The following is a 21,280-nucleotide window of genomic DNA, read 5'->3' as shown; positions in this document are numbered from 1 at the left end:
GAAAATTTGTATATTGGATTTATGTAAAAATGGAGTTGAATATGCAATCAAGAGTTAAAGAGACTGTCATTTTGGCGCTCGCCATTTTGTGCCTGGGTGCATTTTTCTATCGCGCGCAAATCGATGTCAAGGACCGCGACCGCGTGGTGTTCGTACGAGGCCTTGCCGAACGCGAGGTGCCGGCTGATTTCGTGATTTGGCCGATCGTTTACAAAGAAGTGGGCAACGACCTTGCGGAACTTTCTGCAACGCTACAGTCCAAGTCGCAGATTCTTGAAAAGTTCCTGCTCGAAAACGGCGTTAAAAAAGAAAACATTACTTACTCGACCCCGGCCATTGTCGATGCCGATGGCGAACTGTACAGCGGCGGCAAACATAATTATCGCTATGTGGCAACCGTGGTTGCAACGGTGGCGACAAACGATGTGGCCCTTGTCCGCAAGACCATGGAAAAGCAAGGCGAACTCCTGAAGAACGGAATTGCCTTTAGCGGTAGCGATTACCAGTACCGTACCATTTATAGCTTTAACGGCCTCAACGAAATCAAGCCTGCCATGATTGACGAAGCGACTAAGAACGCGCGCACCGCTGCCGAGAAATTTGCCAAGGATTCTGACAGCAAACTTGGCAAAATCAAGACGGCTACGCAGGGAGTGTTCTCCATTGAAAACCGCGACGAAAATACGCCGTACATCAAGAAAGTCCGCGTCGTGACGAACGTGCAGTATTTCTTGGAAGATTAGGAACATCCGTTCGATATTTTTTTAAATTCTCAGCGAAAATATGAGGAGTCTATATGAAGAACTTTAGCGAAAATATCAAGTACATCGGAGTCGATGACCGCGACTTGGATTTGTTCGAAGGCCAGTACGTGGTGCCCGAGGGCATGGCGTACAATTCGTATGTGATTGTGGACGAAAAGATTGTCGTGACCGACACGGTGGACGCCCACAAGGTGAATGAATGGCTTGCCAATCTGGATGCCGCTCTCGCTGGCCGCAAGCCGGACTACCTGGTGATTCATCACCTGGAACCGGACCATGCCGGAGGCATTGCTGATTTTGTCGCGAAGTATCCGGAGGCGACGCTCGTGGCATCCGCGAAGGCTTTCGCGCTCCTGCCGCAGTTCATGGCGCTCCCCGAATCGGTCAAGAAGCAGACCGTGAAGGAAGGCGATACGCTTTCGCTCGGTGCGCACACCTTGCAGTTTATCGGTGCGCCGATGGTGCACTGGCCCGAAGTGCTGTTCAGCTACGAACAGAGTGAAAAGGTTTTGTTCTCGGCCGATGCGTTCGGCAAGTTCGGCGTGTACGATGCCGACCCGGACGACTGGGCCTGCGAAGCCCGCCGCTACTACTTCAACATCGTGGGCAAGTACGGCAACCAGGTGCAGGCGGTGCTCAAGAAGGCGGCTGCACTCGACATCAAGACGATTTGCCCGCTGCACGGCCCGGTGCTCACCGAAAATCTCGTCTACTACATCGACAAGTACAACACCTGGAGCAGCTACGCTCCCGAAGACAAGGGCGTGCTCGTGGCTTACGCCTCGATTTACGGCGGAACCAAGAAGGCCGCGGAATTGCTCGGTGAAAAACTCAAGGCCGCCGGTGTCGAGAAGGTGGTGGTCTCTGACCTTGCCCGCAGCGACATGGCCGAAGTCATCGAAGACGCCTTCCGCTACGACCGCATGGTGGTGGCAGCCCCCACGTACGACGCGGGCCTCTTCCCGGTGATGGAAGACTTCTTGAATCACCTGAAGGCGAAGAACTACAGCAACCGCAAGGTGGGCGTTGTCGAAAACGGCACGTGGGCCCCGATGGCCGCAAAGAAGATGACCGAAATCCTCTCCTCGCTCAAGAACGTGACGCTCGCCGAAACGGTGGTGACGGTGAAGTCGACGCTCGGCGCCGAATCCGAAGCTGCGATGGACAAACTCGTTCAAGAACTTGTGTAGGCGCATGTTTTCTCGGATACCCGACCTGTTGTAATTGTAAAATAAATTTTTGAGAACATTTTAAGAATGGCGAATTTCTTTGAATTTCGCCATTTTTGTTTGTTTTGTGGCTAATTACGGGCGAAAGAGCGGCGAAATGTTAAAAATTCCTATTGACTTTTTCCTTTTTTGAATATAAATTTTGAGAAAAATTTTGAGAACAATGCGGGCGGGTTGCCTGCGGCTCAAAAAAAGGATGGATGTTATGGGTCGTAATTCGTTGAAAATGTTGCTCTCGGCACTGCTTGTGTGCGGGGCGACGGTTGTCGGTACGGCGACTTCCGCGTTCGCGGTCACTTCGCCGGATTTCCCGATGGCGGGCTTTGCCACGCAGAATGGCGGCACCACGGGCGGCAAGGGCTATTCCGAGGTCACGGTGGACAACGTGAGTGACCTTAAGAGCTACGCCAAGGCGGGTAACAAGATTATTTACGTGAAGCCGGGGACGTACATGGGCCCCGTCGAGGTCGGCAGCAACGTGACGATTTACGGTTACCAGGGCGCCATCATCGCGCAGCCCACTTCGGGCAGCGCCATGAAACTGAGCGGCTCGAAGAACGTCATCATCCGCAACCTGAAATTCAAGGGCGTCGGCGCGCACGACGACGATGACGAGGATTGCCTGCAGGTGAATCACGAGTCAAAGAACGTGTGGATTGACCACGTTGATGTTTACGACGGTCACGACGGCAACCTGGACATTACCAACGCCTCGGACTACGTGACGATTTCGTGGACCAAGTTCAGCTATACCTCGGCATCGACCGGCCACCAGTTCAGCAACCTGATTGGCAACAGCAAGACAAAGACGAGCGACCGCGGACACCTGAACGTGACGATTCACCATACGTGGTGGGCGGACGGCGTGGTGGAACGCATGCCGCGCGTGCGTTTTGGCAAGGTGCATGTGGCGAACAACCTCTTCGACAGCAAGGACGCGAGCTACTGCGTGCGTGCGGCCATCGAGGCGGATATCCGCATCGAAAGGAACGTGTTCATCGGTGTGCAGAAGGCTCTTGACCTCTACACGAGCGACGGCGCCATCACGGCGGCGCAGATGATCGAGAATTACGAAGAGAACGTGAAGAAGCCGCAAGCCGGTACGGGTACGGCGTTCAAGCCGAGCTATTCCATGAGCTTGACTGACGTGAGCACACAGGCGAAGGCGTATGCCCTGCGCGATTCAATTAAGTTGTATGCAGGTGCAACGCTTCCGGATCCGGGCAGCAGTTCTGTGGTGACTCCGGCAAGCTCGAGCAGTAAGATCACTGAGCCTGCCGAAGTGTCGAGTTCCAGCGTGGCATCGAGTTCTTCCGTGAAGTCCAGCAGCAGCGTTGCGAAGTCCAGCTCGTCGCAGGGGCCTGTCGCAGGCGAAGCGACTCTCACCAAGCACGGCTCGGGCAGCACCACGCAGACGGTTGCCGCAGGCGAATCGATTGCGGAATTCTACTACACGATTGCGGGCGCGACGGGTGCCACGGTGACGGGGCTTCCGGATGGCGTGTCGGGTACGCTCAAGGGTTCTGACTTCTACATTTCGGGAACGGTCTCTGCGACGGTGGCGCCGGGTGCGTACAAGTTTACCGTCACTACGACGGGCGCTACGACGAATGCCTCGAAGAGCGGGACGATTACCGTGGTGGCTGGGAATGGCGAAACTCCGGCGTCGAGTTCCTCTGCAAAGTCCAGCAGTAGCGTCACACCGCAGTCGAGTGATAGCGAGACAGACGTGTCCAGCAGCAGCGAGGCTTCCGATGCAATTCGCGGAACGGGTTTTGCCCCGCAGTTCACGGTCTCTACCGCAGGTCGCGTGTTGCAAGTCCAGAATGCAGCGGGCAAAACGATGGCGATTTTCGACATGCAGGGCCGCCTGCTCTTGACCAAACGCATAGCGACTTCCGTCGAGTCGGCGCTGCTCCCGCATACGGGAACGTTTATACTGAAAATCGGCCCGCGCACCATGCGCGTGAATGCCCGCTAAACGAAAAATTTCTCCTCCAAAATACCGGCGTCCGCGTAACAGCGGGCGCTTTTTTACATTGTGTATAAAATGGGAGGTTCACTTGGGCTACGGCAATGGACAGCGTAGGCGAGTGGAGTACAAATGGCGAGGGTTGCGGTTACAGAACGGAATGCTCGCCGACATACCCTGTGCGCGGCGTATGTCCCAAGGGTTGGCACTATGAGGGCACCGATGCGTACTTCTGTAGTTCTACAGAGGGCGGTATCGAAGGTGCGAGCAGATTGATCTTGCTCTACGACGACGAAGAAGCGTTCCTGGGCATCGACTTCAAGTACTTCGCGTATTCAGTCCGTTGCCTCAAGGATTAGTTCTAAGGATAAATTTATCGGCCAAATGCCTGCGGTAGCGCGTCGATGACATCGCTCGGGAGCATGCTGAATGCGCCGATTTTTTCGCGGGCTATGCGGCCCGCTTTTTGATGCAGTAGTGCGCCGAGGACGGCCGATTCGGCGGTGGGCAGGCCTTGTGCGAGCAGAGCCGTGATGATGCCGGTAAGCACGTCGCCCGAGCCGCCCTTGGCAAGGCCCGAGTTATGTGCGGGAATCACGAATACGCGTCCGTCGGGAACGGCGACGAAGGTCGGCGTGCCCTTCAGGAGAATGACCTTCTTCGTATTGCGGGCGATGTCACGAAGTAGTTTTGGTATATCGATGTCGTTTGTCGGGAGCGCTCCGAAAAGCCTTTCGAATTCCCGGCGGTGCGGCGTGAGGATTGCTGCAGTTTCGATGCTGTGAAGGTAAGATGCCGCGCCCGAAGTGGGGCTTGCGGATGTCTTGTTGAGTGTGGCGATGGCGTTCAGCGCGTCGGCGTCGATGACCAGCGGGCAACTGAGCTGCGGGAGTATTTCGATGACGGCGTCGCGCGTGCATTCGGCGCATCCGATTCCGGGCCCGATGGCGAGCGCCTGGTTGTGCTTCGCCTTCTCGAGAATTTGCGGGATGTGCGCGGGCGAGAGTGCTGTGGCGCGGTCGTCCGTGGAATCTGCATCTTGCCCTGCGATATCTTGCAAGTTTACGAATACGGGTTCCGAGAGTTTCGCCTGCAGTACGGGCATCACGGCTTCGGGGCTTGCGAGGGTCGCGAGGCCGGCGCCGCTCCGGAGGGCGGCCTGCGTGCAGAGCGCGGCGGCTCCCGGCATATCGCCGGAACCTGCGACAATCATCGCGCAGCCTTGTTTGCGCTTGTCGCCCCAGTCGTCGCGCTCGGGCAAGATTTGCGGGATGAGCGATTCGGTGGCGAGGAACGTGTTTTCGTTGAACTGCGCTACGGTACTTGCGGGGTAGCCGAGCGGCGCGACCGAGGCTTCCCCAAATATGGGCCCGCCTTCGCGCGTGTATGCATCCAGCCGCGGGAACCCGAACAGGAGGGTTTCGCATGCGCGGGTACAGGGTTCGCGACGCACGTGTTCCTGTGAGTCGTATCCGGTGGGTGCGTCGGCCGCGACAACCGGGATGTTTGATGCGGCAATGTCGCGGACCGCGGCTGCGTACAGTTCCCGCAGTTCGCCGTGCGCTCCGTTCCCGAGCATGCAATCTACGGCCAGCGTGAAGCCTGCAAATCTCGGCATCCGCCGCGCAGTTTCTGCCTGCGGTAAACTTTCCAGCGCTGTTTCAGCTTGCGATAAACTTTCCGGTACCGGAGAAGACATGACAAGCCTTCCGCCCGCCTGCGCAAAATCTTCCAGCGCCATCTTGGCTTCGTTCTGGAACTTGCTTGCGGCGGCAAGCGAATACGTTGTGCAGGGGATTCCCGCTTCGATAAGCAACTTCGCGAGTACGAGCCCGTCACCTCCGTTGTTACCCCCGCCGACAAATACCGCCACCGATCGCGGCGCAGTTCTAATCTGCGTCTCGGGCGCATTACCAGACCCGCGATAAACGTCCCCGCGATAAGCATCTAAAACCTCGACCACCTTCTGGAACAGCGCGGCACCCGCCTGTTTCATCAGTTCATAACCGGCCTCAATCGCCGCGCGCGTCTCACCTTCAATTTGGGCGTCTGTCTGGCGAACGTCCTTGGCGAGCGCTTCCTTGGCGGCCTTGTCAAGCGCCCTCATTCCCTCTGTTGAGAGGACGGGCATGACTTCGGTATAACTGAACTGGTCGAGGTGTTTCATACCTTGAATATAAATTTATACAGCGGCCTTTGACAAGACTTCGATGGCGTATTCGCTGTATTTGACGCCGCCTTTTGCTGCATTGCGCTTCAGCCCTTCAATGACCCAAGTCGGTAAACGGAAAGATGCCATCTTCGTTGCTTCGCGGGCCTTGCGGGCCTTGATTTCCTTTACGGTTTCTTCCCAGGGGCCGTTGCTGACGATCGTTGTGCCATCTTCCAAACCCTTGCGAAATTCCTCTGCAAAATCGTGCTCGTTAAAATAGCGGAGTTCTTCTTCCGTCATGTCGGGCTTTTCCATTACCTTGAATTCCATAGATTTTCCTCGTTTTTGTGTGCGCGCCTTGCCGTGACGACTGTGTACAGGTCTTTTTCTAGTACGACTGACCATATTTTACCATCTACCTCTCCGATTGCTATGTATCGGTCTGGAAAAGAATTTGAACGCCTAAACAAACATCTACCATGGACGAGTTTTGCAGCCATTTCGGGAGTGAATGTTCTCTCATCGAATTTTTCAAATGCGTGTTTTATGATTTTCATAATTAATATACAAATTGTATTACAAATTGTCAATACACTAAAAACCCTTAAAATTATGCCAAAATACAATTATAAGTGCTTGCTTCTAAGAAAAAGTTTTATTAGCCCCCTCGTGTTTGATGTCGCTTTTGTACTGCTCACGATCAAATATAAATAAACAAAATGTCAAAACATGACATCTTAAAAAAGTGTTGTGTTCCAACAATTGCGTATTTGAGTTAGAACAAATCCAGCGAGCTGTCCAAGTAGATTTCTTCGCGCACCTTGAGCTGGTGCTCGGGCTTGGTTATGTAGTAAAGCAGAAATTCCAGGATGATGGCGCTGCCGAGGCTACGCCCTTCGATTTTGAAGTGCCTGAATCCCGCGGGCGCATATACGTTCTGGATGTCGTCAATCCCGATAAATCCAGGGTTCTTCATCGCGTCGGAGAAACGGTAGCCTCTCTGCGCTGTGGGCGAGACGCATTTATGGTCTGCGCAATCTTCGCCGAGGCTCTTGCGGCTTACGTTCTCGTAGCAGGCCTTGCGGTCGTAACAGCCGAACCAGCAGCATTCATTGCAAAGGAACTCGACTTTCTGTTTTTGCGCATCGGTAAGCGCGTTCAGTTTATCAAATTGCCTGTTGAGTCGAAAATCTGGGACAACGTAACGGAATTCATCGCGGTTCAGCTCGGCGACAAACTGTTCGAAGTCCGTAATCACCTTCGTGGTGGAAGATATGAAATAGAATCCGGGGTACTTTGTCCTGATGTAATCGAGCAGAAGGTCCGAGTGGACGATGATGCCCGCGCCGTTCAAACCCGCACCGTTTCCAGCGCCGTTCCTTCCATCGGCAAGCCCAGTATCCACGCTCTCGAACATCCTGCACAATGCGTTGCACTCTACATCGGCCAGATGCTCTTCGCGAATCAATGAATTGCTGAAAGTGAGCCGAGCCGAAATCCCGTATTCCTTTACGAGTGCGGCAACCTTTTCTGGCTCGGCATCCCCGAAACCGACGCGTCCGCCACCCCAGATGCAGTCCCTCGGCGCACCGTAGATGGAGCCGATATCGCACCAGTCGTAGAAGTATTCCCGGTGGTCGCGCCATAGCGGCAAAAAGGCCTTGTACAGGTCGTAAAACTCAAACAGTCCGGGAAGGTGGTAGAAAACTTTTTCCAAGGGATGTACCGTTGCTTGCGACGAAAATACAAACTGTACTGAAAAATGTCAACACGCCTGTATTTCTCGGGAAAACCCAACTGCTTGTTGTGAAATGTCGAAAAACCGCCTAATTTGTACTAATTTCGCCATTTACTGCGTTGTAGTCGTTTACACCGCAATTTGGTTGGCCGCAGTCCCATTCCTACATTATTGATATACATTATATATGGGTAGGTATATGGAGGCCAACACGATGTAAAAACTGGAAATTCTGAGGAGTACAGATATGAAGTTTCCAATACTTCTGTTAGCCGCCGTTACGCTTTCTTTCGCTCAGTGGGGAGGCGGTGGAAAATCCATTAACGATTACAAGAGGGTCTCGGTTTCGGGCCGGGATGTCTATGTCTACGCGCCGTCCGGTGTCGCGGCAAAGAGCCCGTTGCTGCTTTCTTTCCATGGCATGGACCAGGACCCCAATTATCAGCAGTCGAATACCCACTGGGAGGCGGTCGCCGATACGGCCGGTTTTGTCGTTGCATACCCCAAGGGCGCTACGGGCTACAGCACGTGGGACATTAGCGGTGACAAGGACACCAAGTGGATTACCGAAATTATTAGCCAGCTCGCCAAGGACTACGACATCGATACCAAGCGCGTCTACATGTCGGGCTTCTCGATGGGCGGCATGCTCAGCTACCATGCGATGGGCAAGATTGCAGACAAAATTGCTGCGTTCGCCCCCTGCTCCGGCTACCTGATGGGCGGCCCGGGCCAGGCCATGCGTCCTGTGCCTATTTTCCATACGCATGGAACCAAGGACGACGTGGTGGGTTACAACAATCTCGAAAACAACCTCAAGAGTTACCGCCAGCAGTTCAACTGCCCCGCGCAGGCGGAAGTCGAGGAAAACCACCCGAATAGCGAGAACAGGGCGACGCTCTATTCCTGGGGCCCGTGCGATGACGGTGTCTACGTGAAGCACTTGAAGCTCGAGGGCCGTATGCATAGCCCCTCCAAGGCAGATGTCTCGGATATCTGGAACTTCGTGAAGATGTTCTCGCTCGACGGCGTTGCGGGTGCAATCGAGGTCCCGACCAACAGGGATGCCGTTTTCAACGGAACGTTCTCGGATTCGCTCAAGCTTGCCGGATGGAAGTTGCAGACCCATGGCGGCGAAGGTTCCCTGAAGCATACCGAAGGCATGGCCGAAATCAAGGTGACCAGCGTGGGTACGAACGCATACGACATCCAGATGATCCAGAACGGGATGCACTACGAGAAGGGCCAGAGCTACAAGTTGACCTTCGATGCGTACGGCTCCGAGGCAAGGTCGCTCGAAGTGAACCTCGAGAAGGATACTGACCCGTGGACCAGCTACCTGGGCGAGGCGAAGACGTTTGACCTCGGGACTGACAAGAAGAACTTCGAGATTACGTTTACCATGAAGGAATCTACCGACGAGAACGGGCGCATTTCCTTCAATGCGGGCCTCGCGAAGGGGAGCGTATATATAGACAACGTTGTTATTGCAAAAATCGACGAATCCGAAGTCGGCGGCGGCGAGACGACCTCCATTGCGGGCAAGGTCCTTCTGCAGACGGGCGAAAGGACGTTCGGCGTGTACAACATGAAGGGCGCCTTCGTGTGCAAGCTGAAGGCGACCCGCATGGGCGACGTGCAGGCGAAACTCGATGCGATGAACATCGAAAAGGGCCTCTATGTGGTCAAGGACGGCAGCTTTAACCGGATTTTCTCCGTAAAGTAGCGGAATATATCGGGAATGCCCCAAATATGCCTTTCGTGATGTAAAAAAACGGAAGGCATTTTGCTTTTTGTAGTAAAAAAATATATATTCACTAACTGGAATTTACAACAGTGAGGAAAACAAGATGAAAAAGATACTCGGACTTTTGGCAATCTGCACTCTTGTGGCTTGCAATGAATCCGGCGAAACCGCAGTTGCTCCCGTATCGGGCGGCAACCAGAACGCTTACCAGGACCCGAACCCGCAGCAGGTGAATGCCGACTCCATTTACCAGCATGTGCTCGATTCGATTAACGCGGCGCAGGCAATGTCTTCTGCCACAATCGACCCGTTCTCGTCCTCGTCCGTGGACTTTTTCCTGAGCAGTTCCGCTATTATGCCGCTGTCCAGCAGCTCCATGGTTTTCCCGACCGTGTCCAGTTCCTCTTTCGCTATCAGCTCCAGCAGCATTGCGATTGTTAGGTCTAGCTCCTCCGCGATTGTCCCGAAGAGTTCCGCCGCTGTAGATGACGGAACCATCACTATGGAACTGTGGGATGCTTCTGAACTTAAACCGCAAGTCCCTGTCAGCAATAAGAAAGGTGGCTGGTGGTATGGCTACGATGATAGCAACAATGGTGGTGAATCCACGATTACTTGGGGAGGTGAGCCGGGCACTAATGGTGACATGACTCCCGTGCTTGAAGCGTGCGATGGCTCTCTCTGTGGTTCATACACTCTAATCGTGGGTACCAATGAATGGCAACCGTTCATCGGTTTTGCGTTCGGCTTCGGGCCAGACAATAAGTATTCCGGTGATGCGAGCGCGATGCTTGGTGTTTGTGTGGAATACGCTTCTACTGCACCCATCCACTTGGAACTTGGTCTTACGGCGGCTAAGGAAAAGACTATTGATGGCGGCGCAAACGCCTTCTATGAGTTGCCGAAATCTACTGCCAAGAAGGTTGTGGATCTCTCTTGGGCATCGTTTGCACCTCCTGACTGGGCCACGAAGGTTCTTTCCGGTGCTCAGTCTGCCAAGCAGCTTTCTTCTCTTAAGTTCAAGATTCAGGGAGAAGAAAATGCTGCCGATGGTGATCCGGGTGAGTTTGCAATCTACAAAGTTGGCCCGAAGGGTTCTTGCAAGTAATCGCTTGATTTTATGGCCAAAAGCGCTCCTTCGGGGGCGTTTTTTTTATCCTTATGTTAATGCAAAAAAGGAACCCTCGCGGGTTCCCTTTCTTTCGTCCTTTAGCAATCTCTGAGCCTATGGTGCGGAAGCTTAGTTTTCTTTCTTCCATAGGTTACCTTTTTCATCTTTGAGCATGTCATCCCATTCATATATATTTCCATCGTCGCACTTGAAACAACCCTCGGGTATAAGGTATTCGGATTGAACACCGATGAGAATGGGCTCAAGTTTTGAAAGTATGGGTTTGAAGGTCTGTTTGCAGTTAATTGTCGTGTCGCTTGCAAGTTTGTACGGTGTTTCCGGATTGGCTTCCGCCTCTTCGGCCTTTTTTGCGATGCATTCGTCGGCTCTCGTTCGTTCTTCAATCAATTCTTCACAGAAATCGGTGAATTGAACTATAGTGTCACCAACAAGGGAAAATGTATTATTATTGGGAAACATACTTCCATCTTCACATTTGAATATAGGAGTGTTTCTATCTTCGGCTATGCATGGTACTCCGTAAAGGGGTGCTGCAAATTTTATATCAGAAGATTTTTTGGGGACTGCGGCATTTTTACAGGTTGCCTTTTGAAAGATGGTGGAGTCTTTACAGTGTACAGTAGGGCGGATTGCGAGTATATAGGGATTATCGGGACTGCTTGATGATACTGTCGGAGAAACACTTTCGTCTGATCCTGTGCTAGAATCATTGTCGCAGGCGGTCCAAAATAAGGCCGCAATACATAAGGCTAGTTTGCGTTTATACTTTCGAATAGACATGGTTGTTCTCCTTTTTTGCTTACTATGAATATATAAAAAAAAGGAACCCTTGCGGGTTCCTCATTTCACATTACACATTTCACATTATGTTGATTATTTAATAATCAACATAGATTCGTCCCACGCTTCGTGCTTTTCGAGGCCGAGGAGGTTCGCGGTCGTGGCTGCGATGTTGGAGAGACCCCAGTCGCCTTCCTTGAGGCCGAGCTTGCCACCCGTTACGTTATCGTAAAGGATGCAAGGTACCTTGTTCAAGGTGTGGCTGGTCTTTGCCTTGAAGGTACCGTCCTTGTTGATCTTCGGCATGCCGGTCTTCTTGTCGATTTCGTACATTTCGTCGGCGTTACCGTGGTCAGCCGTGATAATGGCGACACCACCGAGGGCGTCGATCACCGGGAGCAAGCGGGCGAGGCCGATGTCCACAGCTTCGATAGCCATCGTAGCGGCGCGGAAGGAACCGGTATGGCCCACCATGTCGCCGTTCGGGAAGTTGCAGCGGAGCGTCTGGTACTTGCCGCTCTTCAAAGCTTCGATCATGGCGTCGGTGATTTCGGCGGCCTTCATCCACGGGCGCTGTTCGAACGGAACAACGTCAGATTCAATTTCGAGGTAGGTTTCGCCGTCGAACTTGCTGGAACGGTTACCATTCCAGAAGTAGGTCACGTGGCCGTATTTCTGCGTTTCGGAGCAGGCGAACTGCTTCACGCCCGTTTCAGCGAGCCATTCGCCGCTAGTTTCCTTGATGGCCGGAGGCGGAACGAGGAAGCGGTTCGGGAGCTTGAGGTCGCCGTCGTACTGGAGCATGCCGGCGTAGCACACATGCGGGAAGCGCTTGCGGTCAAATTCGTTGAAGGATTCTTCTTCGAAGGCGCGGGTGATTTCGATGGCGCGGTCGCCACGGAAGTTGAAGAACACCACGGAGTCGCCGTCGTTGATGGTACCGACCGGCTGGCCGTCCTTCGCAATCACGAACGGCGGGAGGTCCTGGTCAATGGCCTTGGTTTCGCCGCGGAGAGTTTCGATAGCCTGGGTGGCGTTGTCGAAGTAGCGGCCTTCGCCCAGCACGTGGGTCTTCCAGCCGAGCTCCACCATCTTCCAGTTGGCGTTGTAACGGTCCATGGTAATCTGCATACGGCCACCGCCGCTAGCAATGCAGACGTCGAATTCCGGGCTGCGGAGTTCGTCGAGGAACTTTTCGAACGGGCCGACGTAATCGAGGGCGGAAGTTTCCGGCACGTCACGGCCGTCGAGGAGGATGTGCACGCGGACCTTCTTGAGGCCTTCCTTCTTGGCCTGGGCGACCATGGCCTTCAGGTGGCTGATGTTGGAGTGGACGTTACCGTCGCTGAAGAGGCCGATGAAGTGGAGCACGCTGTTCTTGGCGCGAACGTTCTCGGCGATTTCCTTCCAGGCATCGCGACCGAAGATGTCGCCGGAGACGATTGCGTCTTGCACGAGGGCGGCACCCTGGTTATAGACCTGGCCGGCACCGATGGCGTTGTGGCCCACTTCGGAGTTACCCATGTCTTCGTTGGTCGGCATACCCACGGCGCGGCCGTGAGCCTTCAAAAGCACGTTCGGGTACATCTTGAAGAGGTTGTCGAGAGTCGGGGTGCGGGCGGCCTTGATGGCGTTGCCTTCGACCTTATCGGTGATACCAAAACCGTCCATCACGATTGTGACAACGGGTCCCTTGATGCCGGGGAAATTGGAAAGCTTCTTGAGCATAGTTTACTCCGTGTTTAAATTTACGCGGGTAAATTTAGAAACTTTTGCGTAAGGCGAGTGAAACGGGGCTGTTTACAGGCCCACTTCTGAGCCTAGCAAAAGACACTCGAAGAGTGTCAAAGGCGAGCGCAGCGACAAAAGTGTGCAAGGTGAGAAAGCGCAAAAACTTGTTTTTGCATTTTCGAGCCGCAGCCACTTACGTTGTAAACGTAAAACAACTAGTTGTTTTGGCATTGCCGAGCCGTACTAAATGCGCTCCGAAGGAGCGCCAAGATAGAAAAAAAGCCCTCCCGTGAGGGGAGGGCTCCTGTAAAGGTCTTTATTCGAGACTAGTTGTAGTAGACGATGTCGACAGTACCCTTCGTGGCGCTTTCGAACATAGCCTTCTTAATCATCACGGGGTACATCTTGCCGTCAGCCGTGACAACGTCAATCCAGAGACCGCTGGTGAGTTCGTCTTCGAGCTGGAAGTTCGACTTCACGAAGTCTTCGCGGCAAATCTGGGTCTGGCCGGCCTTGGGTTCGGCATCAAGACCGGTGGTCTGCGAGTTGTCTTCGTAAACGGTCACGCCTGCGCCCGGAACGATAGTGGCCATGTTGTTCGCGAACTTGATCGTGATGTGCGGATTGTCGGCGAGGCCGGTTTCGAAGTTAATGGCGCTCTGGCTCGTGCCCATGCTGTTGGAGAGGGATACCGGGTGTGCGGTAACCGGAGTGCACGGTGCAGGCGGGACCTCAGAAGAGGAAGAAGGCGGCAGGGCTGCCTGGCATTCCTGTTCGGGGCGAGTGAAGGTGAGCTGGTCATAGACGCTCGTGTAGAGCGAGGTCTGGATGCCTTCTTCCTTGCTGCTCGAGTACACAAAGATGTAGAGCTTGAATTCGCCACAGCCGCTCAGGTCGGAGAATTCGAAGTACTTCTGCGACAGGGAAACACGTTCGGTCGGGAACACCACGCCGTCGAGGTGGATGTTGATTTTTTCCTGGAACGCGTTGCCATCGATGAGCCTACCCACGGCAAAACCGACGCTATCGATTTTGACGTCGACATCGGCAGTGTAGGGCTCGCTCGTGTCGAGGAACGTATCGTCGAGCTTGATCATGCCGGAGAGGGAACCGCGCAGGGAGTTGATGCCCGACATAACCGTGATTTTCAGGTTGTCAAAAATCACCGGGGAAAGTTCAGACTGCTTGGGAAGGTCGATGACCTCGGCACCCGGATTGTCGGGATTGACCGGAGTATCGGGACTGCTGGAGTCGTCACCGCAAGCATACAAACCGAAAGAAGCTGCGGCGATAGCCGAGCCAAGAAGAATCTTTTTGAAGTTCATGAGTTACCTCTGTTTGTTTTCTATGAAAATAAACAAAAATGAACGAAAAAGCAAAGGAGAAAATGTTTTTTTTTACTTTAAAAAGGCGAAAAAAGCCCGAAAAAGGGCGCTTTTTAGAGATTTCGCTACCCGAGCCGCTCAGTCAAGCGGGTAAATCGGCGCACGCTCCTGTTGTTGCGGACGGCGGTCGCGAACGCCCCCGGTGCAGAAAGTACCCACACGTGCCCCTTCGCTCGGGTGATTGCCGTGTATATCAGGTTCCGCTGGAGCATCATGTAGTGGCTCGAATCGAGAATCACGATGACCGCCGGGTACTCGCTTCCTTGGCTCTTGTGGATGGTGCAGGCGTAGGCGAGCGCGAGCTGTTCCAGTTCGTCGCCCTCGTACTCGACGGTCTTGTCGTCGTAGAACACCGTCACCTTGTCGTCGCTCTTGTGTACCTTGAAGATTACGCCCACGTCGCCGTTGAACACGTTCTTGTCGTAATTGTTCTTTATCTGCATCACCTTGTCGCCGTCGCTCCAGGGGACTCCCATAATCCTGTGGCGGGCGACTCCGGGGTTCTGCAGTTCTTGCAGGAAGGCGTTCAATTCGAAGATGCCGAGCGGGCCCTTGCGCATGGGGGAAAGGATTTGCAGGTCGGCCTTCTGGTCGATATCGATTTTGCTCCGCACGCCCGTAGCGAGAAGGTCCGCGATAATCTGCTTTGCCTGCTCGGGTTCCTCGAACGGAATAAAATGGAAGTTCGGGCCGTCGATGGGCGAGGGAACTATGCCCTGGTTTATCTTCGCTGCCTTGTCGGCGATGTCGTTCCCGCCCGCCTGCCGGAATATGTGCTGCAGGCGCGTCGTGGGGATTTTCGGGCAGCGGATGAGGTCGTTCAGCACGTTGCCTGGGCCCACGCTCGGAAGCTGGTCCGCGTCGCCCACGAGAACGATGCGGGTCTTCGCGTGAACCGCCTCGAACAGTGCCGCCGCAAGCCAGGTATCGACCATGCTGAACTCGTCGATGATGAGCAAATCGCAGGGCAGCTTGTTTTCGGCGTTGCGGTTGAATTTCTTTGTGGCGGGGTCCATCTCGAGCATGCGGTGGATGGTGCGCGCCTTTATGCCGCAGAGGTCGCCCATGCGCTTGGCGGCGCGGCCCGTGGGGGCGGCGAGGAATACACTCTCGTCCATCTTCTGCGCGAGGTGGAGGATCCCCTTCAGGATAGTCGTCTTGCCGGTGCCGGGCCCGCCGGTGATAATCGATATGCGGTAGGCGAGCGCCATCTGGATAGCTTGCCGCTGGATGGGGTCGAACGCGAACTTGTGCTGGTGTTCCCAGTCCATGAGCGCCCGCTCGAAGCCCGCGGTGGGGAGCGCGTTGCCCGCAAGCCGGTACAGGATGTTGTCTGCAATGCTCTGTTCGGCGCGGAAAATCGGCGGGTAGAAGCAGTCATCGTCGATGCGCTTGATGCGCTCGCGTTCGCACAGGTAATCGAACTGCTGTATAAGCCCGTAGACGGCGTCGTCGTCTTCCATCGGGATGCGCAGAATCCGGAAGGTCTTTTCAAGAAGGATATCCTTGGGGAGGTACACGTGGCCTTCGCTGAAACTCGATTCCTGCAGCACGTACATGAGGGCGGACTGCAGGCGCTTGGGACTCTCCTTCGGGATGCCGACCTTCATCGCGATTTCGTCGGCCTTCAGGAACCCGATGCCCCAGATTTCTTCACAGAGCAGGTACGGGTTCTCGGTAATGCGGGCAATCGTTTCGGCGCCGAACTGGTTCCACAGGCGTTTCGCAACACTGCCCGCGATGCCGTGCCCGTACAGGAACAGCATCGTTTCCCTGCTGTGGCGGTTTGTTTGCCATGCGGCGAGGAAGGCTTCGACCTTCTTTGCCGGGAACCCCTTGATTTTTGCCTTGCGGAAAATGTCCGGATGGTTGTCGAGAATGTCCGCGGTATCGTCGCCGAACACCTTCACGATTGCTTCTGCCGTCTTGGGGCCGATGCCGCGGAATATACCCGAGGCGAGGTATGCGCCGATATCGCTTTCCTGCGGGGCCGCGACCTTGTACGAGGTGCACTTGAACTGTCTGCCGTACTTGGGGTGGCGCCCCCATTCCCCTTCCATCAGGAGTCTTTCTCCGCTCCCCAAATCGGGAAAAGTCCCCGTCACCACGACGGGGGCTTTTTCGCCTTCCACGGTCACGCGGAAAACGGAAAACCCGCTATCGGCGCTGTGGAACGTGACGCTCTTGATGGTTCCTTCGAGCTGCAGAGGCTAGCGCTCCTTAATCCGGTTCGTAGTCGTTCTTCGCATCGATAGAACTGTCCCATTTGTCCGGGTCGAACTGCTTGTTGGAGGCGAGCTTCTTGCCGCGCAGGCACAGGAGCGCGCCGAGCACGGCCGCATTCTCGATAGCGAGCACGAGGGCGGTCTTGTAGTCAAGCCCGAATCCGAGCGGGGCGCCCTTCAGGTTTTCGGGGCTCACCCACAGGATGTAATCGAAGCAGATGAACGCCATGAACATGCAAGGGATAAGTGCAATCACGTAGTTCTTCTTCTTGCTGCGGAGGTAAACTGTTGCTACGCACAGGCTGCACACGGCCATGAGCTGGTTGCTCCAGCTGAAGTAGTTCCACAGGATATTGAAGCCCTGCGGGTTCAGGTTGCTCCAGAAGATAATCACGAGGCAGATGGCGAACATCGGCACGGTGAGGAGCAGGCGCTTCTTCGGGTCGGTCTGGTCGATGCCGAAGAGTTCCGAAATCGTGAGGCGCAGGCTACGCAGGCTCGTGTCGCCGCTCGTAATCGCAAGGATGATGACACCCACCACCACGAGGATGGAAATCGGAGCGAACGGGATGACGGTAGAGACGAGGACGCTCAATACCTTCACGCCGCCTGCCGCCATGAGTTCGGGTTGCATGTGGTAGATGAACATGCCGCCCGCGGCCCAGATCATGCCGATGAGGCCTTCGATAATCATCATGCCGTAGAACGTCTGGCGGCCAGTCTTTTCGGTAACTTCGGTGCGGGCCACGAGCGGGCTCTGCGTGCTATGGAAACCGCTGATGATGCCGCAGGCAATCGTCACGAAGAGCATCGGGATAATGGGCTGGTGTGCCGGATGCTGTGTGAAGTTCGATGCGATGTCGGAGAGGTTGAATTCGCTAAGCACGTTGAGGTGCGGGGCGATACCGATCATGATTCCGAGGGAGGCGAGAATGAGCATGCCGCCGAAAATCGGGTAGATGCGGCCGATAATTTTGTCGATGGGGAAGAATGTGCTTGCGAAGTAGTAGGCGAAAATCACGCCGACCGCTACCCAGAAGAGCGTGGGGGAGACTGCGGAACCCGCGATGATGGGCGTGTTGATGAGTTGCGCCGGCGTGTTAGTGAACACAGCACCCACGAGGATGAGCGCCACGGAAATGAGCGCCATCACCACCTTCGAGGGGCCCTTGCCCAGGAACTTGCGCGAAAGTGCCGGCACGTTGTAGCCGTTGTTGCGCATGCTTATCATGCCGCTGAAGTAGTCGTGCACCGCACCGCCCAATACGTTACCCAGCGGGAGGATGATGAACACGATGGCGCCGAACTTGATGCCGAGAATCACGCCGATGACTGGCCCGATACCCGCAATGTTCAGAAGCTGGATGAGCATGTTCTTCCAGTGCTTCATCGGGACGCGGTCAACGCCGTCGGGGTTAGCGAGTGCCGGAGTCTTGCGGTCGTCAGGGCCGAAGACATGTTCGACAAACTTTCCGTAGGTAAAGTATCCGCCAATCAGTATGGCGACACCGATAAGGAATGTAATCATGTTATGCCTTCTTTTTTACGTGTCATTTTTTATTCAATATCTTCTGCGGGTTCACTCGGTTCAGGTTCTGCGGGCTGTTCCGTCTCCTGGCTCAGTTCCTGCTGGGCGTCGCTACTTGCTTCTTCCGTAGCGGAGTTCTTTTCTGCAGTCTCGTTGGCCTTGTCTTCTTTCTTTGCGCCGCGCACGTAGCCCTTTTCCTTCGCGATTTCATCCGGCGTCTTGTCTTCGCCGAATTGCTGGCGCAGGTAGAGGATGTTCGTCGTGAAGCTCGACCTGCCCGCATAATCGAACCCGACAACCGGGTGGTAACTCTTGCCGAGTTGGAGTGCTATAGCGATGCCGAACTTGAAACCGCAATTCCCGTCAACAGAAATATTCGGGTTGATGAACATGCCGGTGGGGTTTTCCTTGAATTCCAGGTGTCCCGAAGATTCCATCGTTGCGGACTGGTAGCCGAGAGTCATCATGACTTCGAAGAAGTTGAACGGCTTGTATCCGATAACCAGGTCGAATGTCGTTGCGCTCACATCGAGGTCAAGCTGTCCATCGTAATCCTTGGGCCTGTAGCCGATGCTGCTCGAGTTATAACCGAAAACAAGGCTCACGTCGAGGCCCTGTGCCGCCGGCGGGAGCATGTATTGGAACCACCTGCCAAAACTGTATTGCAGGCCAAAGCCGAGCAGGCTGAAACCGCGCAGTTCGCTTACTGCCGGGAGCCACATTCCGCGAAGCACCACGCGCGCGTGGAATGCGCTCACGCCGATTTGCAGATAGGGGTAGGTGAATACGCCGAGCCCGTTCAGGGTCTCGTTGCCGTAGACAAAATTGTTCAGGTTCGCAGGGTCCGCAGTCGCGTCCCACTTGTCGCCGAAAATTGTGGGCACGTCGCGGGAATTGCCGAACACGTCCTTCTCGCTGAATGTCCTGTCGTCATCACCAATCGGGATGAGCGAAATGGGCAAGCCGAATTCAAAGTTCAGGCTCTGCGGAACGTTTGCGCTTACGTACCAGTTGCTGTTGAGCACGTTGCCCAGGTTTTCGATGATGGGCTTTACGTAGCCGGGGCGGTTGAAGATGCGGGTGTCTCCGCCGGGGCGGTCTTCGAATGCGGCGATGGATTCGTAGATGGATGCCCATCCGTCTTCGTCCATGGCAGGTGCGAAGGTGGATGCTCCCATTAAAATTGCGATAGTGTACTTGGCAAGCGTTTTCATACGCCGCCAAATATAGAAAATGGGGCCAGGTGCGTTCGGGGGCTAGAACTGGAACTGGATATTTACGCCCACAAAGAAGAACGTCTGCCACATGTACGAATCGAGGTCGCAAAGCCCGCTGGCCTCGGTGTACACGTTCCTGAACCAGTTCTCGTAAATCTTGGCATAGGGAACAATGGCAATGTTGTCGTGCACGTAGTACTTGATATTGGCGATAAAACCGATTGACGAGCCCATGAATTCGGATTCGCTCACCTCGTCGCCGGAATAGGCCGTGTTGTCGGTGGTGAGCGTCGTGTAGGAAAGTGACCCGCCGAGCCCTACCTGGAAAAATTCAGGCCAGAACAGGTTGTATATAAATTCCATGCTTATGCGCCAGTACAGGCTGTTACCCCTTACGGATTCGTCGGGGAACCCGTTTATGACTTGCTCGGATTCCCAGATTTGAAAGTTCAGGTCGATGGTGAATTCGCGCACGTTCACGCCGATAGTGAAGTCCGGGCTCGCGAAGATATTGAGTGCAGGGGAATGGATGGTCTGCTTCTGGCCGGAAGTATCTTTCAGGGAAAGGACTCTTTCGTTAAGGTCGCCCTTGCTTGCGTAAAGGCCCATGCCTACGCTGCCGAAGAATGTGCGGGGCCATGCGTCTTCGGCAAAAGATACGGTTGCAAACAACAGTGAAAGTATAATAATAAAACGCTTCATGTTTTCCTTTACCCCAAAACCCCAATTGCTGTACAAATATACAAAAATGCGTTGTGTTTCAACTAGCGGAAAAACTGGGGCTTTTGCGCTTGCTTAGTATCCGGCCCATTCCGCGCTTATGGAGGGGCTGGCCTTGCGTATGGCCGCATCTTCGGGCGAATCTTTGGCGGGTGCGATGTCCCCGCTTTCAATGCGCGCTTTGATTTCGTCGAATGTTTTTGGCGGCACGGATTCGGGGGTGTTGTCGCCCAGCACCTTGCAGGGGGCGCCTTCGGATTCCTTCGCCTTGTCCTTTACCGGAGTGTACTCGCGGGCGGCGGGCACGGTGTAGAACTTGTCTTCTTCGGGGCACCAGGCGGTAAGGGACTTGCCGTACACGCAGCCCGAATCGAGCCCGATGAATCCGGGAACGTTCACGAAGCCCATCTTGGCCCAGTGCCCGAACACGACCGTCTTGTTCCATTTGACCTGCTCGAACCACGGGCGGTCATTCCATTTGCGTATAGAAAGCAACACCTCGGGGCTCATGTCCTCAAGGCGTGCCTTGCCGGGCTCGAGGCCAGCGTGTACTAAGAGTGCGTGCGGGGTGTCGCGCCAGAGGGGCCAGTCTTTCACCGTATCGCGGATAAAGTTCCACTGCTCCAGCGGGAGCGCTTTGAAGCGTTTCCTCTGCTTGTCGGTCCAGGTGTTTTCCGGCGTTTCCATCATGCGGATGAGGTGCTCCTCGTGGTTTCCGCGCACGGTAAGAATCCCGAGGTCGAGAACGGTCTGCAGGGCGCGCCACATATCGGGACCCTTGTTGATGATGTCGCCCGTCTGGTAGAGCGTATCGCTCCCGCGCACGAACCCGAAGGCATCGATGATGCGCTCGAGTTCATCTGCGCAACCGTGAACGTCACCTATGTAAAGAGTCCTGGACATGGTTTATAATTGATAATGGATAATTGATGATTGATAATTGATGATGGATAAATACAA

Annotated in this window: 18 protein-coding genes; 6 read left to right on the top strand and 12 right to left on the bottom strand. The window is 54.6% G+C overall.

Annotation, left to right across the window (positions count from 1 at the left end):
- Positions 1–41: 41 nt before the first annotated feature.
- From CRO08_RS15140 to CRO08_RS15125, 4 genes are all read left to right on the top strand, one after another.
- The gene (locus CRO08_RS15140; RefSeq protein WP_097036980.1) at positions 42–743 is read left to right on the top strand and encodes an SIMPL domain-containing protein; all 702 of its coding nucleotides are present in this window, start codon (positions 42–44) and stop codon (positions 741–743) included.
- Positions 744–796: 53 nt separating this feature from the next.
- A complete protein-coding gene (locus CRO08_RS15135) occupies positions 797–1,954 on the top strand; it encodes an FprA family A-type flavoprotein (RefSeq protein ID WP_097036870.1) in 1,158 nt (385 codons plus the stop codon).
- Positions 1,955–2,198: 244 nt separating this feature from the next.
- Complete coding sequence (locus CRO08_RS15130) at positions 2,199–3,974, top strand: polysaccharide lyase family 1 protein (protein WP_097036979.1); 1,776 nt, start codon at positions 2,199–2,201, stop codon at positions 3,972–3,974.
- 95 nt (positions 3,975–4,069) lie between these two features.
- On the top strand, positions 4,070–4,324 hold the full coding sequence (locus tag CRO08_RS15125) for a hypothetical protein (RefSeq protein WP_097036869.1): 255 nt from the start codon (positions 4,070–4,072) through the stop codon (positions 4,322–4,324).
- 14 nt (positions 4,325–4,338) lie between these two features.
- Here CRO08_RS15125 and CRO08_RS15120 read toward each other — a convergent pair whose 3' ends face one another.
- The 4 genes from CRO08_RS15120 to CRO08_RS15105 form a co-directional block, all read right to left on the bottom strand.
- Entirely contained in the window at positions 4,339–6,132 is a 1,794-nt protein-coding gene (locus CRO08_RS15120; protein WP_097036868.1) for an NAD(P)H-hydrate dehydratase, read from the bottom strand.
- A gap of 15 nt (positions 6,133–6,147) precedes the next feature.
- On the bottom strand, positions 6,148–6,447 hold the full coding sequence (locus CRO08_RS15115) for a hypothetical protein (RefSeq protein WP_097036867.1): 300 nt from the start codon (positions 6,445–6,447) through the stop codon (positions 6,148–6,150).
- Positions 6,432–6,674, bottom strand: a complete 243-nt coding sequence (locus tag CRO08_RS15110; protein WP_097036866.1) for a hypothetical protein — start codon at positions 6,672–6,674, stop codon at positions 6,432–6,434. Before CRO08_RS15110 ends, CRO08_RS15115 begins: the two co-directional genes overlap by 16 nt.
- Positions 6,675–6,892: 218 nt before the next feature.
- A complete protein-coding gene (locus tag CRO08_RS15105; protein ID WP_097036865.1) occupies positions 6,893–7,834 on the bottom strand; it encodes a hypothetical protein in 942 nt (313 codons plus the stop codon).
- Positions 7,835–8,102: 268 nt separating this feature from the next.
- Between CRO08_RS15105 and CRO08_RS15100 the strand changes: the two genes are divergently transcribed.
- A complete protein-coding gene (locus tag CRO08_RS15100; protein ID WP_097036864.1) occupies positions 8,103–9,581 on the top strand; it encodes a carbohydrate binding domain-containing protein in 1,479 nt (492 codons plus the stop codon).
- 124 nt (positions 9,582–9,705) lie between these two features.
- Positions 9,706–10,710 (top strand): hypothetical protein, encoded by a 1,005-nt coding sequence (locus CRO08_RS15095; protein ID WP_097036863.1) that lies wholly within the window; start codon positions 9,706–9,708, stop codon positions 10,708–10,710.
- Between the two features lie 132 nt (positions 10,711–10,842).
- On the opposite strand, the gene CRO08_RS16820 is transcribed toward CRO08_RS15095, so the two are convergent.
- From CRO08_RS16820 to CRO08_RS15055, 8 genes are all read right to left on the bottom strand, one after another.
- On the bottom strand, positions 10,843–11,514 hold the full coding sequence (locus CRO08_RS16820; RefSeq protein WP_141398413.1) for a hypothetical protein: 672 nt from the start codon (positions 11,512–11,514) through the stop codon (positions 10,843–10,845).
- 93 nt (positions 11,515–11,607) lie between these two features.
- Positions 11,608–13,242, bottom strand: a complete 1,635-nt coding sequence (gene gpmI / locus CRO08_RS15085) for a 2,3-bisphosphoglycerate-independent phosphoglycerate mutase (RefSeq protein ID WP_097036861.1) — start codon at positions 13,240–13,242, stop codon at positions 11,608–11,610.
- Positions 13,243–13,571: 329 nt separating this feature from the next.
- Positions 13,572–14,570, bottom strand: a complete 999-nt coding sequence (locus CRO08_RS15080; protein ID WP_097036860.1) for a hypothetical protein — start codon at positions 14,568–14,570, stop codon at positions 13,572–13,574.
- A gap of 125 nt (positions 14,571–14,695) precedes the next feature.
- On the bottom strand, positions 14,696–16,819 hold the full coding sequence (locus CRO08_RS15075) for an ATP-dependent RecD-like DNA helicase (protein ID WP_255252421.1): 2,124 nt from the start codon (positions 16,817–16,819) through the stop codon (positions 14,696–14,698).
- 31 nt (positions 16,820–16,850) lie between these two features.
- A complete protein-coding gene (locus tag CRO08_RS15070; protein WP_097036858.1) occupies positions 16,851–18,383 on the bottom strand; it encodes a carbon starvation protein A in 1,533 nt (510 codons plus the stop codon).
- Positions 18,384–18,412: 29 nt separating this feature from the next.
- A complete protein-coding gene (locus tag CRO08_RS15065) occupies positions 18,413–19,597 on the bottom strand; it encodes a DUF6588 family protein (protein ID WP_097036857.1) in 1,185 nt (394 codons plus the stop codon).
- Positions 19,598–19,639: 42 nt separating this feature from the next.
- On the bottom strand, positions 19,640–20,302 hold the full coding sequence (locus CRO08_RS15060; protein WP_141398412.1) for a hypothetical protein: 663 nt from the start codon (positions 20,300–20,302) through the stop codon (positions 19,640–19,642).
- 93 nt (positions 20,303–20,395) lie between these two features.
- The gene (locus CRO08_RS15055) at positions 20,396–21,223 is read right to left on the bottom strand and encodes a metallophosphoesterase (RefSeq protein WP_097036855.1); all 828 of its coding nucleotides are present in this window, start codon (positions 21,221–21,223) and stop codon (positions 20,396–20,398) included.
- Between the last annotated feature and the right edge of the window lie 57 nt (positions 21,224–21,280).

Source organism: Fibrobacter sp. UWT3, assembly GCF_900230125.1.
GTDB lineage: Bacteria > Fibrobacterota > Fibrobacteria > Fibrobacterales > Fibrobacteraceae > Fibrobacter.
Note: the sequence above shows the minus strand (reverse complement) of the source record. Positions and strands in the feature narration are given on the sequence as shown.